The organism is Pseudomonas sp. S44 (genome assembly GCF_016624805.1).
In the GTDB taxonomy this organism is placed as follows: Bacteria; Pseudomonadota; Gammaproteobacteria; order Pseudomonadales; family Pseudomonadaceae; genus Aquipseudomonas; species Aquipseudomonas machongensis.
The window spans coordinates 66,598-82,696 of sequence record NZ_JACVTY010000026.1; the positions used below are offsets into that span (position 1 = coordinate 66,598).

Below are 16,099 nucleotides of genomic sequence, written 5' to 3' on the forward strand. Positions count from 1 at the left end.
ACTGGATCTGTGCATGTCCTTCAGTCTTTCCCAGCGCTGGCGCACCCGCCAGCTGATCGCGGCCTCCAGCTTCATCCTGCTCGTCGCCTGCGCGGAAAAACCCACCGCTGCCGACGCCCTGCCGCTGGCCCCTGCCCAGCCCGCTCCGAACGTTACCCTGCCCGGCACCGCTACTGACGCCAGCAGCGAAATCCAACCGTTGCAGACCTTCGCCCAATGGCAGGCGGGCTTCCGCCAACAAGCGCTGCAAGCTGGTATCAGCCCAAGCACCTTCGACCGTGCATTCGTTGGCGTGACGCCCGACATGGACGTGATCAAGGCCGATCGCAGCCAGCCTGAATTCTCCCGCCCGGTCTGGGAATATCTCGACGGTGCGTTGTCGCCCCTGCGCGTGCGCAACGGCAAGAAACTGCTGGAACAGCACGCCGAGCTACTCGGCCGTATCGAGCAACGTTATGGCGTCGACCGCCAGGTACTGGTTGCCGTATGGGGCATGGAGAGCAATTTCGGACAGTTCCAGGGCAACAAGTCGGTGATTCGCTCGCTGGCCACCCTGGCCTATGAGGGCCGCCGCCCGACCTTCGCTCAGGACCAATTGATCGCAGCCCTGCAGATTCTGCAGAACGGCGATATCCAGCCCGAGGCCATGCGCGGCTCCTGGGCCGGTGCAATGGGACAGACCCAGTTCATCCCTACCACCTACAACACCCACGCGGTGGACTTCGACGGCGATGGCCGCCGCGACATCTGGAACAGCACGGCAGACGCCCTGGCCTCCACCGCGCACTACCTGCAAAGCTCGGGCTGGAAGCGTGGCCAGCCTTGGGGTTTCGAGGTTCAGGTGCCGGCAGACTTCGATTACTGGCTGGCAGACGGCGCCCAACGCAAGTCGGTCAGCGAATGGTTGAGCCTGGGTGTGACACTGCCGACCGGTACCCAACTGCCCAGCGGCAGCAACCAGCTCTCGGCAGCGCTATTGCTTCCAGCAGGCGCACGCGGACCGGCATTCCTGGTACTGGACAACTTCCGCGCAATCCTGAAGTACAACAATTCCTCGTCCTACGCGCTGGCGGTAAGCCTGCTGGGTGATCGCTTCTCGGGCTGGGGTTTCATTGCCGGTTCGTGGCCGAAGGACGACCTGCCACTGAGCCGCAGCGAGCGCATGGAGCTGCAGAACCTGCTCAATGCCAGCGGGCACGAAGCCGGTAACGCCGATGGCATCATCGGTGCCAACACCCGCAAAGCCATTCGCAATGCTCAGCAGGCCCAAGGCTGGCCGGCTGATGGGTATCCGACGCACAAGCTGCTCGATAGCCTGCGGCCCTAGAGAATAGTGGGGCTGCTTGTGCAGCCCCTATAGCTTCAGGCTGTGAACAACGCCTGCTCCAGCACAAGCTTCTGTGCATCACTGTCCAGCCGCACCTGCGCCCCCAGCGGCAGGCAGACATTCGGATCACAGTGTCCACTGCGCCATCCTGCCAGTACCGGCACCTCAAGCGGCCCGAATACGTCTCTGAGCAATGGCGCCAACGCCGTCACCGTGATCCCCGCAAAATCTCCCACCAGCACACCCTTGACCCCCTCCAGTGTGCCAGCCAGACGCAACTGGGTCAGCAGGCGGTCCACCCGGTACAGGGGCTCGTTGACGTCCTCGATGAACAGGATGCTGCCATGGGTATCGATCTGCGCCAAGGTGCCTTGAGTCGCCCCAAGCATCGACAGGTTGCCACCCACCAACCGCCCGCTGGCGACACCACGGACCACGGTCGTCAGGCCAAACGCCGCCGGATGCTCGATGACATCGCCTCGCCCGAGCTGCCCCTGCAATTGCTGGAACAACGAACTGACGGTCGGCTCGAGCTTGGCACCGAGCAGGTCGGCATTGAGCATCCCGCCATGGAAGGTGAGCAACCCGGCATGGCGCTGGATTGCCGTGTGCAGGGCGGTGATGTCGCTGTAGCCGATCAAGGGTTTGGGGTGGCGACGAATCAGCTCGAAATCCAGCCGATCAAGCAGCCGCATGCTGCCATAGCCACCTCGCATGCACAGGATCGCGTCGATCCGAGGGTCAGCGAAGGCGTCGTGCAGGTCACGCACGCGTTGCTCGTCACTGCCTGCCAGGTAGCCGTCGGCCTGTAGCGCGCCGGGGTAGATGCGACAACGCAAGCCACGCTGCTCGAACCATTGACGCGCCTTGCCCACATCCAGCCGTGCAGGCCCCGCTGGCGCGACAATTGCGAAGCAGGCGTTGCCGGGCAATGCCCTGGGCAGGCTGAAGACCGGGGTTTCAAGACAGTTCATCGTGCGATTCCTTGCATATGAGGGCTGGCCACTCTAACGGGGGTAATGAAGAACGCACATAGGCAGCGCTGCCCCGGAAAACAAAAATGCCGATGCCGCCTTCCGGCGTGCATCGGCATGTTCAGCTCAGCCCCGATCAGAGCTTGATCTTGGCTTCGTGAGCCTGCTGGTCGGCGTGGTAGGACGAGCGCACCAGCGGGCCGGAGGCCACGTTCTTGAAGCCCATCTTGTAGCCTTCCTCGGCGAACCAGGCGAAGGTGTCGGGGTGCACGAAACGCTGCACCGGCAAGTGGCTGCGCGACGGCTGCAGGTACTGGCCGAGGGTCAGCATGTCGATGTCATGCTCGCGCATGCGGTGCATCACCTCGATGACCTCCTCGTCGGTCTCGCCCAGGCCGAGCATCAGGCCCGACTTGGTGGGGACGTGCGGCACCAGTTGCTTGAACTTCTGCAGCAAGTCCAGCGACCAGTCGTAGTCCGACCCAGGACGCGCGGCCTTGTACAGACGCGGCACGGTCTCGAGGTTGTGGTTGAACACATCAGGCGGCGTTTGCGCGGTGATTTCCAGCGCTACGTCCATACGCCCGCGGTAGTCCGGTACCAGGGTTTCCAACTGCACGCCTGGGGACAGGGCGCGGATTTCGCGGATGCAATCGGCAAAGTGCTGGGCACCACCATCACGCAGGTCGTCGCGGTCTACCGAGGTGATCACCACGTACTTCAGGCGCAAATCGGCAATGGCGACCGCCAGGTTCTTCGGCTCATCGAGGTCCAGCGGCTTCGGACGACCATGGCCAACGTCGCAGAACGGGCAGCGACGGGTGCAGATATCGCCCATGATCATGAAAGTCGCGGTGCCACCGGAGAAGCACTCGCCCAGGTTAGGGCAGGATGCCTCTTCGCAGACGCTATGCAGCTTGTGCTTGCGCAGCAGTTGCTTGATGCGGTCGACTTCCGGCGAAACCGGGATGCGCACGCGGATCCAGTCGGGTTTCTTCGGCAGTTCGTCGGTGGGGATGATTTTCACCGGGATGCGCGCGACCTTATCGGCGCCACGCAGCTTGACCCCGGCTTCCACTTTCTTGGGGGCAGGGCGTGGGGTGACGTCTTGCGTCGCGATCAGGTTCGGCACGGCTTCTTGCACAGTTGTCATAATCAGTCGATTCCGCCCGTGAGGGTCGTCTGCTCAGCATAGTCGAGGTGCCTGACCAGCTGTCCACGCAGCCTTGTCCTGACCTCGTCAAGTTCGATCGGGCCTGCCAGGTCGCGCAGCTGGATCATGGCCAGCCCCGCATACCCGCAGGGGTTGATTCGGCGGAATGGCGCAAGGTCCATGTCCACGTTCAGGGCAAGGCCGTGGAACGAACGGCCGTTGCGGATTCGAAGGCCAAGTGACGCGATCTTCGCGCCATCGACATAGACGCCAGGGGCGTCGGGCTTGGCCAGCGCCTGCACGCCGTAGCTGGCGAGCAGTTCGATGAGCGTACGCTCGATACGGCTGACCAGCTCGCGCACGCCAAAACCCAGGCGACGCACGTCCAGCAGCAGGTAGGCGACCAACTGGCCGGGGCCGTGGTAGGTGACCTGACCGCCGCGGTCGGTCTGCACCACCGGGATATCGCCCGGTATCAGCAGATGCTCGGCCTTGCCGGCCTGGCCCTGGGTGAAGACCGCGGGATGCTCGACCAGCCAGACTTCGTCCTGGCTGTCCGGGCCGCGCTGCTCGGTAAAGCGACGCATGGCTTCCAGCACCGGTTCATAGGGCTGCAGGCCAAGATCGCGAAAACCGAGGGACGCGGGCATCACAGTACCATTTTCACGATGCCGGTGGCACGCAGGGCACTGTTGATGTCGTGCAGCTGGTTCTCGCTCTCGGCGACGATGTGCAGCTGTACCGTGGTGTACTTGCCTTCCTTGCTCTGGCGCTCGGCCAGGGTGGACAGGTCGACCTTGGCGTGCTTGCTCAGGACCTCGATGACCATGTCCTTGAAGCCGACAACGGTATCGCCGATGACCTTGATCGGGTAATCGGCGCAGGGGAACTCGATTTTGTGCGACTTGACGTCAGCTTCGCTCATGGCGCGTACGCCCTCGTAAGGCGTGGCAACAACAATGCCCCCGAGCGGTTGCGCGGGGGCATGGCCGGTCACGTATCAGTTGAACAAACCGTAGAAGAACAGGCGGATGCTATCCCACATACGGCGGAAGAAACCACCTTCCTCGACGCCATCCAGGGCGATCAGGTCGGCGCTGTGCACCACTTTCTCGTCCAGTTTGACTTCCACTTTACCGATCACGTCACCTTTGGCGATCGGAGCGGTCAGCTGCGGGTTCATGGTCATCGAAGCCTGGAGGCGTTTCAATTGGCCTTTAGGCATGGTCATGGTCAGGTCGTTGGCCAGACCCGCCTTGACTTGAGCGGTGGCGCCCTTCCAGACCGGCGCCTGAGTCAGCTCGGTACCCTTCTGGTAGAAGGTCTGGGTTTCGAAGAAGCGGAAACCGTAGGTCAGCAGCTTCTGCGTTTCGGCGGCACGGGCCTGCTCGCTGTTGGTGCCGAACACCACCGCGATCAGACGCTGGCCATCGCGAACGGCCGAGGCCACCATGCAGTAGCCGGCTTCCTCGGTGTGGCCGGTCTTCAGACCGTCGACGGTCTTGTCGCGCCACAGCAGCAGGTTGCGGTTAGGCTGCTTGATGTTGTTCCAGTAGAACTCTTTCTGCGAGTAGATCGCGTAGTGCGCGGGATCTTCGTTGATGATCGCACGCGCCAGCAGGGCCATGTCGTGGGCCGAGGAATAGTGCTCAGGGTTCGGCAGGCCGGTCGGGTTCATGAAGTGCGAATTGGACATGCCCAGGTCGGCGGCAGTCTTGTTCATCATGTCGGCGAAGGCGTCTTCACTGCCGGCGATGTGCTCGGAAAGGGCTACCGAGGCATCGTTGCCCGACTGGATGATGATGCCGTGCAGCAGATCGCTGACGGTCACCTGGCTGCCGACCTTGATGAACATGCGCGAACCGCCGGTACGCCAGGCGTTCTCGCTGACAGTCACCGGGTCGTTCTCGCCGATCTGGCCACGACGGATGTCGAGGGTGGCGATGTAGGCGGTCATCAGCTTGGTCAGGCTGGCTGGCGGCAGGCGCTCGTCACCGTTGTTCTCGACCAGCACGTTGCCGCTGGACGCATCCATGAGTACATAGGACTTGGCTGCCAACTGCGGAGGTGCTGGCATCATCTGCTCGGCTGCAAAGGCAGCGGGCACGATCAGCAGCAGTACGGGCAGGCAAAGTCGTTTGGCAAGGTTGGTGATGTTCATCCGTCTCTCGTAAATCGCTAATGGTCTGATGTTCCGTGGGGAGACCACGGCGTTTCAGTCTGCTTCGGGGCTGGCGGACAGCCCATGCCCCAAGGGGCAAAACCGCCATTGTACATGGCCGGACCTGGCAATTCATGAACAAACCGACAGGTCGGCATCGTCTTGCTCACGGGCAAACCCGCGCCGGAAGGTACTGCGCTTTCAGTCTGCTGTGACCAGCTTGGCCTGCCCCAGGTTCGCCAGGCGAATGCTGTCCTGCGCCTGCTGGATTTCACCCTGGCTGCTGATCGGCCCCAAACGTACCCGGTGCAGCGTTTGCTGGTTGCGCACGATGGAACTGATGAACACCGGCGCACTGACCATGGTGCTCAACTTCGAACGCAACAGCTCGGCGGCGTCCGGGTTGGCGAAGGCGCCGACCTGAAGGAAGCTGCCGCCGCTGTTGCCCGGTACGTTGTTGCCGGCCACCTGCACCGGCACCACGGGAGCAGCGTGCTGCTGCGGCGGCGGGGTCCATTGTTCGACACGCCCGGTGCTGGCGGGGATCGGCTGCGCCTGGGCGACCTGCGGCTCCTTGAGCATCAATGGCGGCTGCTGGCCCTTCTGCGCCCACCACTGCTGCGGGTCGATGCCTTCGACGCGCACATGGGCGGTGCCGATTTCGGCGTAACCGAGCTTCTTCGCCGCGGCGTACGACAAGTCGATGATGCGATCCGAATAGAATGGCCCGCGGTCGTTGACCCGCAGGATCACGCTGCGGCCGTTGGCCAGGTTGGTCACCCGCACATAGGCCGGCAGCGGCAGGGTCTTGTGCGCCGCGCTCATGCCGTAGAGGTCGTAAAGCTCACCGTTGGCGGTGTTCTGCCCGTGGAACTTGGTGCCGTACCACGACGCCGTGCCCTCGGCGCGGTAGTTGCGCGAGTCCTGCATCGGGTAATAGGTTTTGCCCAGCACGGTGTACGGGTTGGCCTTGTAGTTGCCGGTGTGCACGGTCGGGGTAGCGTCGGGAATCTTGTTGACGTCCACGTCCCACCAGGGTGCACCGTCCTTGTGGGCACGGTTGATGTCCAGGCCCGGCTGCGAGCGAACGGTGTTGCCGCCCCCCTGGGAGGTCGGACGGCTGGAAGAACAGCTGACCAGCAATACGCCGATGGCGGCGCAAGTCAGCAACTTGAAGGTATTGGCTTTGAACAATTCGCGCATTACTTGACGCCCCGTGCCTGGACCAGCTGTTGCGAGAGCTGATGCACCGCCATGGCATACATCACGCTGCGGTTGTAACGCGTGATCGCGTAGAAGTTCTTCAGGCCCATCCAGTATTCGGGGCCGTTGTCGCCTTCGAGCCGGAACGCCGTGACCGGCAGATCATCGCGCAGCGCATCATGACTCGACCAGCCCAGCGCTCGCAACTCCCCGACCGTCTTCACAGGCTCGATGCCAGCGGTCAGGCCCTCGTCGACACGCGCGCCACTGACCTGGGCCCGGCTGACCACGGGCTGCCCGGCGACCCAGCCGTGGCGCTTGAAATAGCTGGCCACACTACCGATGGCATCATCCGGGTTGTTCCAGATATTGATGTGGCCGTCGCCGTCGAAATCCACGGCGTAATTGCGAAAACTGCTCGGCATGAACTGCGGCAGGCCCATGGCGCCAGCATAGGACCCCTTGAGCGTGAGTGGGTCGAGTTGCTCCTCGCGCGCCAGCAGGAGGAACTCTCGCAGCTCCTTGCGGAAGAATTCGGCGCGCGGCGGGTAGTCGAAGCCCAGCGTCGACAAGGCATCGATGACCCGGTAGTTGCCGGTATTGCGGCCAAAGAAGGTTTCCACGCCAATGATCGCGACGATGTACTGGGCAGGGACGCCGTATTCCTGCTCGGCGCGGGCCAGCACGGCTTCGTGCTGGCGCCAGAAGTCGACACCGCGGGCGATGCGCGCATCGGTGATGAACATCGGGCGGTAGTCCTTCCAGGGCTTGACCCGCTCGGCCGGACGCGAGATCGCGTCGAGGATCGCCTGCTTGCGCTGCACCTCGCGGAATACACCCATCAGTTGCTCGCCGGCAAAGCCGTAGTCGCGGGTCATTTCGCCAACGAATTCGGCCACCTTGGGCGAGCCGTCATAGTCGCCGGCATTGGCCTGCTGGACAGCGCCGAGCAGCCCCATCGCGCCGATCCACGGCATACAACGGGCAGCCCAGCCACGCACTGCTTGCATGAAATTCTTCACCTTTTTCAAACCTGTGCGATCCATTTGCGGTGCGTGTGGATCGACATCAAAACGCCAAACGCTGACAGCAGCGTCACCAACGAAGTTCCGCCATAGCTGATAAAGGGCAACGGCACACCCACCACGGGCAGCAGGCCACTCACCATACCGATGTTGACGAATACATAAACAAAGAAGGTCATCGTCAGGCTGCCGGCCAGCAACTTGCCGAACAGGGTCTGAGCCTGCGCGGTGATGACCAGGCCGCGACCGATCAGCAACAGGTAGATGATCAGCAGCAGACAGATGCCTACCAGGCCGAATTCCTCACCCAGTACGGCAATGATGAAGTCGGTGTGGCTTTCGGGCAGAAAGTCCAGGTGCGACTGGGTGCCCAGCAGCCAGCCCTTGCCGAACACGCCGCCCGAACCGATCGCGGCCTTGGACTGGATGATGTTCCAGCCAGTGCCCAGCGGATCGCTCTCGGGGTCGAGGAAGGTCAGGACCCGTTGCTTCTGATAGTCATGCATCACGAAGAACCACATCGCCACAGCCACCGGTACGGCCGCCGTCACCACGCTGATGATCCAGCGCCAGCGCAAGCCGCCCATGAACAGCACGAACGCGCCGGAGGCAAGGATCAGCAAAGCCGTGCCAAGGTCAGGTTGTCGGACGATAAGGATGAACGGCACACCGATCAACACCAGGCTGATTGCCACGTGTTTCAGATGGGGCGGCAGGGTGCGCTTGGACAGGTACCAGGCGATGGTCGCCGGCATGATGATCTTCATGAACTCCGAGGGCTGGAAGCGAATCACCCCGGGAATGTTGATCCAGCGCGTGGCGCCCATGGCGTTGTGGCCCATCACGTCCACCACCACCAGCAACAGCACCCCCGCCACGTAGGCCAACGGCACCCAGCGCGCCATGAAGCGCGGCTCGAGCTGGGCGATGATGAACATCGAAACCAGGCCGATGCCGAAGGAACTGGCCTGCTTCATCAGCAGGTCCCAGTTCTTGCCGCTGGCCGAATAGAGGACGAACAGGCTGCCGGCGGCGAGCGTCAGCAGAATGAGCAGCAGTGGACCGTCGACATGGATGCGCTGCAGGAAGCTGGCGCGCCTGCGCATCACGTCCTCGCTGGAAAGCATGCGATCGAAATTGTTCTTCACGGGGCCGTTTCCTGGGCGACAGTGGCAGTGGCAGTGCCAAATTCGGGCTTGAGCCGGCCGTTTTCGTCGAGCAACCAGGCGTCCATGACCTGGCGCACCACGGGGGCGGCGACGCCGGAGCCGGACTCGCCGTTCTCGACCATTACCGAGACCACGATCTTCGGATCTTCGGCGGGTGCGAAGGCGACGAACAGCGCGTGGTCGCGGTGACGCTCCTGGAGTTTGTTGCGGTCGTACTTCTCGCCCTGCTTGATCGCCACCACCTGCGCGGTACCGCTCTTGCCGGCGATGCGGTATTGCGACCCGAGCGCGGCCTTGCGCGCTGTACCGCGCGCGCCGTGCATCACCTGCTCCATGCCATGGGTGACCCGGGCCCAGTCGTTCTTGTCGCGCAGCACGATGTCTTCCATCGGATTCTCATCCACCGGCTGCTTGCCCTCGATGGTCTTGGCCAGGTGCGGACGGTTCCACTTGCCCTTGTTGGCGATCAGCGCGGTGGCCTGGGCCAGTTGCAGGGGCGTTGCCTGCATGTAGCCCTGGCCAATGCCCAGAATCAGCGTTTCGCCAGGGAACCAGGCCTGGCGGCGGGTGGCGCGCTTCCACTCACGTGATGGCATCAACCCGGGCGACTCCTCGAACATGTCCAGCGAGACTTTTTGGCCGATACCGAACTTGTTCATGTAGGCCGACAACCGATCAATCCCCATCTTGTGTGCAAGATCGTAGAAGTAGGTGTCGTTCGAGCGCATGATCGCCACATCCAGATCCACCCAGCCATCGCCGGTACGGTTCCAGTTGCGGTACTTGTGGTCATAGTTGGGCAGTTGGTAATAGCCCGGATCGAACACCCGGCTGCTGGCATTGACCACGCCGCTGTCCAGGCCGGCGATGGCCACTGCCGGCTTGATGGTCGAGCCCGGCGGGTACAGGCCGCGCAGCACGCGGTTGAATAGCGGGCGGTCGATCGAATCGCGCAGCTCGGCATAGGCCTTGAAGCTGATGCCGGTGACGAACAGGTTGGGGTCGAAGCTCGGCTGGCTGACCATCGCCAAGACCTCGCCGGTGCGCGGATCGAGGGCGACGATCGCACCACGGCGCCCGGCCAACGCCTCTTCGGCGGCCTCCTGCAGCTTGATGTCCAGGCTCAGGACAATATCCTTGCCAGGAATCGGGTCGGTGCGCTTGAGCACCCGCAATACACGGCCGCGAGCGTTGGTCTCGACCTCCTCATAGCCAACCTGGCCGTGCAGGTCGTCCTCGTAGAAGCGCTCGATACCGGTCTTGCCGATATGATGGGTGCCGCTGTAGTTCACCGGATCGAGGGACTTGAGCTCCTTCTCGTTGATCCGCCCGACATAGCCCACCGAATGGGCGAAATGCGCCCCTTGTGGATAATGCCGCACCAGTTGCGCCGCCACCTCAACGCCGGGGAGACGGAACTGGTTCACCGCGACGCGGGCGATCTGCTCCTCGCTCAGTTCGAACAGGATCGGCACCGGCTCGAACGGCCGACGCCCCTGCTTCATGCGGCGCTCGAACAGGGCACGATCATCTTCGCTCAGTTCGAGCACCTCGATGATGGTATCCAGCACCTCCTGCCACTTGCCTGCCCGTTCGCGGGTCATGGTCAGGCTGAAGCTTGGCCGGTTATCGGCAACGATCACCCCGTTGCGGTCGAAGATCAGCCCACGGGTCGGCGGAATCGGCTGCACATGCACCCGATTGTTCTCCGACAGCGTCGAGTGGTAGTCGTACTGGATGATCTGCAGGTAATACAGGCGCGCGATCAGCACGGACACGAGCAGCATGATCGCCACCGCGCCGACCACGACGCGGTTGCGCACCAGGCGTGCGTCTTTCTCGTGGTCCTTGAGGCGGATCTGCTGCGGCATCGGACAGGCTTACGAAGTCATTTGTGGTAAGGGTGCCCGGACAACACGGTCCAGGCGCGATAGATCTGTTCACCGATGAGTATCCGCACCAACGGGTGCGGCAGGGTCAGCGGCGACAGCGACCAGCGCTGTTCGGCGCGGGCGCAGACTTCCGGCGCCAGCCCTTCCGGGCCGCCCACCATCAGGTTGACCGTACGCGCATCCAGGCGCCAGCGATCCAGCTCGGTCGCCAGCTGCTCGGTGCTCCACGGCTTGCCATGGACTTCGAGCGTGACGATCCGTTCACCGGGCTGGACCTTGGCCAGCATCGCCTCGCCCTCCTGACGGATCAGGCGGGCAACGTCGGCGTTCTTGCCACGGGTATTCAGCGGAATTTCAACCAGCTCCAACGACAGCTCGGCGGGGAGGCGCTTGGCGTATTCGTGCCAGCCTTCCTCGACCCACTTCGGCATGCGCGAGCCGACCGCGATCAGACGCAGACGCACGACGCTTCCTTATTCCCGATCCTTGAGTTTGTCGGTGAAGTAGTCGCTGGCGTTTTCCGGGCTGTGGTGCTTGGCATCAGCAGCACGGCTCTGCTCGGCGCCCAGCCACAGGCGCTCCAGGTCGTAGAACTGACGGGCGGCGGCGGTCATCATGTGCACGATGACGTCGTTCAGGTCCAGCAGCACCCAGTCGCTGTCGCCCTTGCCTTCCTCGCCCAGCGGCTGCGCGCCCTTGGCCTTGACGGCCTCACGGACCTTTTCCAGCATCGCGTTGATCTGGCGGTTGGAGGTACCGGTGGCAATGATCATGTAGTCGGTGAGGCTGTGCTTGTCGCGCACGTCGATGACCTGGATATCCTGGGCCTTGACGTCTTCCAGCGCGGCCTTGGTCAGTTCGACCAGTTCTTCGCCATTGATTTTCTGCTTGGTCATATAAAACTCGTTCAACTCGTTGTAATGAGGCGCCCTGCAGCGCCCTCAGTTGGACACACGGTACAGACCGTGCGCCTCGATGTAGGCCAGTACTGCGTCCGGCACCAGGAACCGAACCGACTTGCCGCTGGCCAGCAGCTGCCGGATCTGTGTGGCGGACACCGCAAGCGGCGTCTGCCAGACGAACGAAATGTTCCCCGCCGGGCCGGACATGGCGGTGGGATCGCTCTGCGAGCGCGCAGCCAGAAGGTTGCGCAGCTCGTCGGGGGGTTCGACATCGGCATCCGGGCGTTGCAGCACCAGGATGTGACAGTGTTGCAGCAGCTCTTCCCAGCGGTGCCAGCCCGGGAGACCACAGAAGGCATCCCAGCCCAGCACCAGGTAGAGCTGGTCGTGCGTGTTCAGTTCGCTGCGGATCGACTCCAGGGTGTCGATGGTGTACGACGGTTTGTCGCGCGCCAGCTCCCGGGCATCCACGCTCAAGCCCTCGACCCCTTGTACCGCACTGCGCACCATGGCCAGCCGGTCGGTGGCGGCCACCTGCGGTGTGTCGCGGTGCGGCGGCCGGGCGTTGGGCAGCAGGCGCAACTCGTCCAACCCCATGAACTCGGCCACTTCCAGCGCGCTGCGCAGGTGGCCGATGTGCACCGGGTCGAAGGTGCCGCCGAGAATGCCGATACGCCGGACTGCCGGGGTCTTGCTCAACTCAGCAGGACCCGCGCAACTGACCGTCGCCGATCACCACGTATTTTTCGCAGGTCAGCCCTTCCAGGCCGACCGGACCGCGGGCGTGCAGCTTGTCGGTGGAAATGCCGATCTCCGCGCCCAGACCATACTCGAAGCCATCGGCAAAGCAGGTCGGGGTGTTGAGCATGACCGACGCCGAATCGACCTCGGCCATGAAGCGCCGGGCATTACCCTGGTGCTCGGTGGCGATCGAGTCGGTGTGGTGCGAGCCATAGTGATTGATGTGCTCGATGGCCGGATCCAGGCCATCGACGATGCGGATCGACAAGATCGCATCCAGGTACTCGGTGTGCCAGTCGTCCTCGGTGGCCGGCTTGGCGGCGATGATCGCCTGGGTACGCTCGCAGCCACGCAGCTCGACGCCCTTCTCTTCGAAGCGGCGGGCCATGTCTGGCAAGAACGCCTGGGCCACGCTGGCATCGACCAGCAGCGTCTCCATGGCGCCACAGATGCCGTAGCGGTAGGTCTTGGCGTTGAAGGCAATGCGCGCGGCCTTCTCCAGGTCGGCGTGCGCATCGACATAAATGTGACAGATGCCGTCCAGGTGCTTGATCACCGGCACGCGAGCATCGCGGCTGATGCGTTCGATCAGGCCACGGCCACCACGCGGAACGATGACATCGACGAACTCGGGCATGCTGATCAGCGCACCGACGGCTTCGCGGTCGGTGGTTTCGACCACCTGCACCACGGCTGGCGGCAGGTCGGCCTCGGCCAGGCCGCGCTGGATGCAGGCAGCGATGGCGCGATTGGAGTGGATGGCCTCCGAGCCGCCACGCAGGATGGTGGCGTTGCCGGACTTCAGGCACAGGCTGGCGGCGTCGATGGTGACGTTCGGACGCGACTCGTAGATGATGCCGATCACACCGAGGGGGACGCGCATCTTGCCGACCTGAATGCCCGACGGACGGTAGCTCATGTCGCGGATCGCACCGACCGGATCCGGCAGCGCAGCGACCTGGCGCAGGCCGGTGATCATACCGTCGATACGCGCCGGTGTGAGCGCCAGACGGTCCAGCAGCGCTGGCTCAAGGCCATTGGCACGGCCTGCGGCGAGGTCCTGTTCGTTGGCTGCGGTCAGCTCGGCGCGGCCTGCGTCGAGCGCGTCGGCGGCGGCCTGCAGGGCGCGATTCTTCTGCGCAGTGCTGGCGCGGCCGATCACCCGCGAGGCCTCACGGGCGGCGCGACCCAGGCGGGTCATGTAGTCAAGAACGGACTCGGTCATGGGTTCGGTGTCTTGGCGAAGGGGAAATCGGCTGATTATAACTGCCGCGCTCGGGTACGCCCAGCGGCGGGTGGCGGATGGTAGAAGATGGCAGCGGAAATATGTAGGAAAGATGTAACTACCAGTATCGGAACTGGCCGTTTATGGCGTCGACTCTTTCGCGGGCAAGCCCGCTCCTGCCAGGAGTGGCGTGGCCTGGGCAGAAGCGGGCGCCCCCCCGGGGAAGATCCACCCGGTTACAACATGGTTCAGCCTCGATTAAGCCGTTCATTGCTATCATCCCTGCCCTCACCACCACGAACCGCGAATATGCCCGCCCCCTGCCCGGCCCTTGCCCTGCCCGACAGCTTCTTCGACCGCGACGCCCAGACCCTCGCCCGCGCGCTACTGGGCAAGGTCATCCGCCACCGCCACGGCGACCTGTGGCTGGCCGCTCGCATCATCGAGACCGAGGCCTACTACCTTACCGACAAAGGCAGCCACGCCTCGCTCGGCTATACGGAAAAGCGCAAGGCGCTGTTCCTCGACGGCGGGCACATCTACATGTATTACGCCCGCGGCGGCGACTCATTGAACTTCAGCGCCCACGGGCCGGGCAACGCCGTGCTGATCAAGTCGGCCTATCCCTGGGTCGACGCCCTCTCCGATGACAACAGCCTGGCGCAGATGCAGCTGAACAACCCGGATGCCAGCGGTAACCTGCGCCCGGCAGAGCGCCTGTGCGCCGGCCAGACCCTGCTGTGCCGCGCCCTGGGCCTGAAGGTGCCGGACTGGGACGCCCGCCGTTTCGACCCGCAGCGGCTCTATGTCGAAGATTGCGCAGTCAGCGTGCCGCGCGTGATCCAGACCACCCGCCTGGGCATCCCCCACGGCCGCGACGAGCACCTGCCGTACCGCTTCGTGGACGCCGAATTCGCCCGTTTCTGCACCCGGAACCCGCTGCGTCGGGGCCAGGTCGAAGGACGGGATTTCTTCATTCTGGAACAAGGAAACTGACACCATGAGCCAATGGCTCGACAGCCTGACCAGCTGGCTCAGCGCCAACCCGCAGTGGCTTGGCCTGGCCATTTTCCTGATCGCCTGCATCGAGTGCCTGGCCATCGCTGGCATCATCGTGCCCGGTACGGTGCTGCTGTTCGCTGTGGCGGTGCTGGCCGGCAGCGGCACCTTCAGCCTGGGCGAGACGCTGCTGCTGGGTTTTCTCGGCGGCATGCTCGGTGACGCCATGTCGTACGCCATCGGCAAGTATTTCCATCAGAACATCCGACGCCTGCCGCTGCTGCGCCACCACCCCGAATGGATCGGCAGCGCCGAAACCTACTTCCAGCGCTACGGTATCGCCAGCCTGCTGGTGGGCCGCTTCATCGGCCCGCTGCGGCCGATGCTGCCGATGGTCGCCGGCATGTTCGACATGCCATTGCCGCGCTTCATCGCCGTGAGCCTGGTGGCCGGTGCCGGCTGGTCGGTGGCCTACCTGCTGCCCGGCTGGGCCACGGGCGCAGCGATGCGTCTGCCCCTGCCTGAAGGGTTCTGGCTGGACGCAGGGATCATCGCCGGTGGTCTGGCCGTGCTGGTAGGCCTGAGTTTCAACGCCAGCATTCGCGACCAGCGCCACGGCACCCGCCTGATCGCAGGCTTGAGCCTGGTGGCCCTGGCGGGCGTATTCCTCGGCTGGCCCTACCTGCACGAATTCGACCAGGGCGTGATGACCCTTGTGCAGGAGCATCGCAGCAAGGCCATCGACGGTGCCGTGGTCATCGTCACCCGCCTGGGCGACTTCAAGACCCAGTTCTTCCTCGGTGGCCTGCTGACCGGCCTCCTGCTACTGGCACGGCAATGGCGCCATGCGCTGTTCGCCGGCGGCGCATTGATCGGTACCGCGCTGTGCAACGGCTCGCTGAAATGGCTGTTCGCTCGGGCACGCCCGGAAGTGCTGGTCGATCCGCTGACCAGCTACAGCATGCCCAGCGGGCACAGCTCGGCATCCTTTGCGTTCTTCCTGGTACTGGCGGTGTTGGCCGGTCGTGGCCAGCCGCCGCGCATGCGCCTGACCTGGGTGCTATTGGGAGTGCTGCCAGCGCTGTCGATCGCCCTGTCACGGGTGTACCTGGGCGCACACTGGCCGACCGACATCCTGGCCGGCGCCCTGCTGGCGTGCTGCGTGTGTGCAGCCAGCCTGACGCTGGTGCAGTATCGCGAGCCACTGAGAGCACTGCCGCAAAAAGTGTGGTGGCTGATCTTGCCGGCGTGTATCGCGCTGCTGGCGTTCTTCGCCATGCATTCGCTGCCCAAGGCGTTGCTGCGTTATCAGTATTGAAGCGATGCGC

16 protein-coding genes are annotated in these 16,099 nt (G+C 63.8%); 3 read left to right on the top strand and 13 right to left on the bottom strand.

Features of this window, described 5'->3' with window-relative positions:
- The first annotated feature begins 13 nt into the window (after positions 1–13).
- Entirely contained in the window at positions 14–1,327 is a 1,314-nt protein-coding gene (locus tag IAE40_RS18895) for a lytic murein transglycosylase (RefSeq protein WP_153774456.1), read from the top strand.
- Between the two features lie 35 nt (positions 1,328–1,362).
- Here the strand turns inward: IAE40_RS18895 and IAE40_RS18900 are convergent, their stop codons facing one another.
- The 13 genes from IAE40_RS18900 to IAE40_RS18960 form a co-directional block, all read right to left on the bottom strand.
- Positions 1,363–2,301 (bottom strand): S66 peptidase family protein, encoded by a 939-nt coding sequence (locus IAE40_RS18900; protein ID WP_200603689.1) that lies wholly within the window; start codon positions 2,299–2,301, stop codon positions 1,363–1,365.
- 136 nt (positions 2,302–2,437) lie between these two features.
- A complete protein-coding gene (gene lipA / locus IAE40_RS18905) occupies positions 2,438–3,454 on the bottom strand; it encodes a lipoyl synthase (protein ID WP_063542599.1) in 1,017 nt (338 codons plus the stop codon).
- Positions 3,455–3,456: 2 nt separating this feature from the next.
- The gene (lipB, locus tag IAE40_RS18910) at positions 3,457–4,104 is read right to left on the bottom strand and encodes a lipoyl(octanoyl) transferase LipB (RefSeq protein ID WP_200603690.1); all 648 of its coding nucleotides are present in this window, start codon (positions 4,102–4,104) and stop codon (positions 3,457–3,459) included.
- Positions 4,104–4,379 carry a DUF493 domain-containing protein gene (locus tag IAE40_RS18915; RefSeq protein ID WP_054892813.1) on the bottom strand — a complete coding sequence of 92 codons (276 nt, stop codon included), beginning with the start codon at positions 4,377–4,379 and terminating at the stop codon, positions 4,104–4,106. Before IAE40_RS18915 ends, lipB begins: the two co-directional genes overlap by 1 nt.
- 75 nt (positions 4,380–4,454) lie before the next feature.
- Entirely contained in the window at positions 4,455–5,615 is a 1,161-nt protein-coding gene (locus IAE40_RS18920; RefSeq protein WP_054892812.1) for a D-alanyl-D-alanine carboxypeptidase family protein, read from the bottom strand.
- 201 nt (positions 5,616–5,816) lie between these two features.
- Positions 5,817–6,818 carry a septal ring lytic transglycosylase RlpA family protein gene (locus tag IAE40_RS18925; RefSeq protein ID WP_065861514.1) on the bottom strand — a complete coding sequence of 334 codons (1,002 nt, stop codon included), beginning with the start codon at positions 6,816–6,818 and terminating at the stop codon, positions 5,817–5,819.
- Complete coding sequence (gene mltB, locus IAE40_RS18930) at positions 6,818–7,828, bottom strand: lytic murein transglycosylase B (RefSeq protein WP_200603691.1); 1,011 nt, start codon at positions 7,826–7,828, stop codon at positions 6,818–6,820. Before mltB ends, IAE40_RS18925 begins: the two co-directional genes overlap by 1 nt.
- 17 nt (positions 7,829–7,845) lie before the next feature.
- Entirely contained in the window at positions 7,846–8,949 is a 1,104-nt protein-coding gene (gene rodA, locus IAE40_RS18935) for a rod shape-determining protein RodA (RefSeq protein ID WP_054892858.1), read from the bottom strand.
- A gap of 38 nt (positions 8,950–8,987) precedes the next feature.
- Positions 8,988–10,883 carry a penicillin-binding protein 2 gene (mrdA, locus tag IAE40_RS18940; protein ID WP_200603692.1) on the bottom strand — a complete coding sequence of 632 codons (1,896 nt, stop codon included), beginning with the start codon at positions 10,881–10,883 and terminating at the stop codon, positions 8,988–8,990.
- 17 nt (positions 10,884–10,900) lie between these two features.
- Positions 10,901–11,368, bottom strand: a complete 468-nt coding sequence (gene rlmH, locus IAE40_RS18945; protein ID WP_054892809.1) for a 23S rRNA (pseudouridine(1915)-N(3))-methyltransferase RlmH — start codon at positions 11,366–11,368, stop codon at positions 10,901–10,903.
- Between the two features lie 9 nt (positions 11,369–11,377).
- On the bottom strand, positions 11,378–11,800 hold the full coding sequence (gene rsfS, locus IAE40_RS18950) for a ribosome silencing factor (protein ID WP_054892808.1): 423 nt from the start codon (positions 11,798–11,800) through the stop codon (positions 11,378–11,380).
- Positions 11,801–11,845: 45 nt separating this feature from the next.
- The gene (gene nadD, locus IAE40_RS18955; RefSeq protein WP_197892049.1) at positions 11,846–12,505 is read right to left on the bottom strand and encodes a nicotinate-nucleotide adenylyltransferase; all 660 of its coding nucleotides are present in this window, start codon (positions 12,503–12,505) and stop codon (positions 11,846–11,848) included.
- Position 12,506: 1 nt separating this feature from the next.
- Positions 12,507–13,772, bottom strand: a complete 1,266-nt coding sequence (locus IAE40_RS18960) for a glutamate-5-semialdehyde dehydrogenase (protein ID WP_054892806.1) — start codon at positions 13,770–13,772, stop codon at positions 12,507–12,509.
- 309 nt (positions 13,773–14,081) lie between these two features.
- Between IAE40_RS18960 and IAE40_RS18965 the strand changes: the two genes are divergently transcribed.
- Both IAE40_RS18965 and IAE40_RS18970 read left to right on the top strand, forming a co-directional pair.
- Positions 14,082–14,768, top strand: a complete 687-nt coding sequence (locus IAE40_RS18965) for a DNA-3-methyladenine glycosylase (RefSeq protein WP_197892047.1) — start codon at positions 14,082–14,084, stop codon at positions 14,766–14,768.
- 4 nt (positions 14,769–14,772) lie between these two features.
- Positions 14,773–16,089, top strand: a complete 1,317-nt coding sequence (locus IAE40_RS18970; protein ID WP_054892804.1) for a bifunctional DedA family/phosphatase PAP2 family protein — start codon at positions 14,773–14,775, stop codon at positions 16,087–16,089.
- The last annotated feature ends 10 nt before the right edge of the window (positions 16,090–16,099 follow it).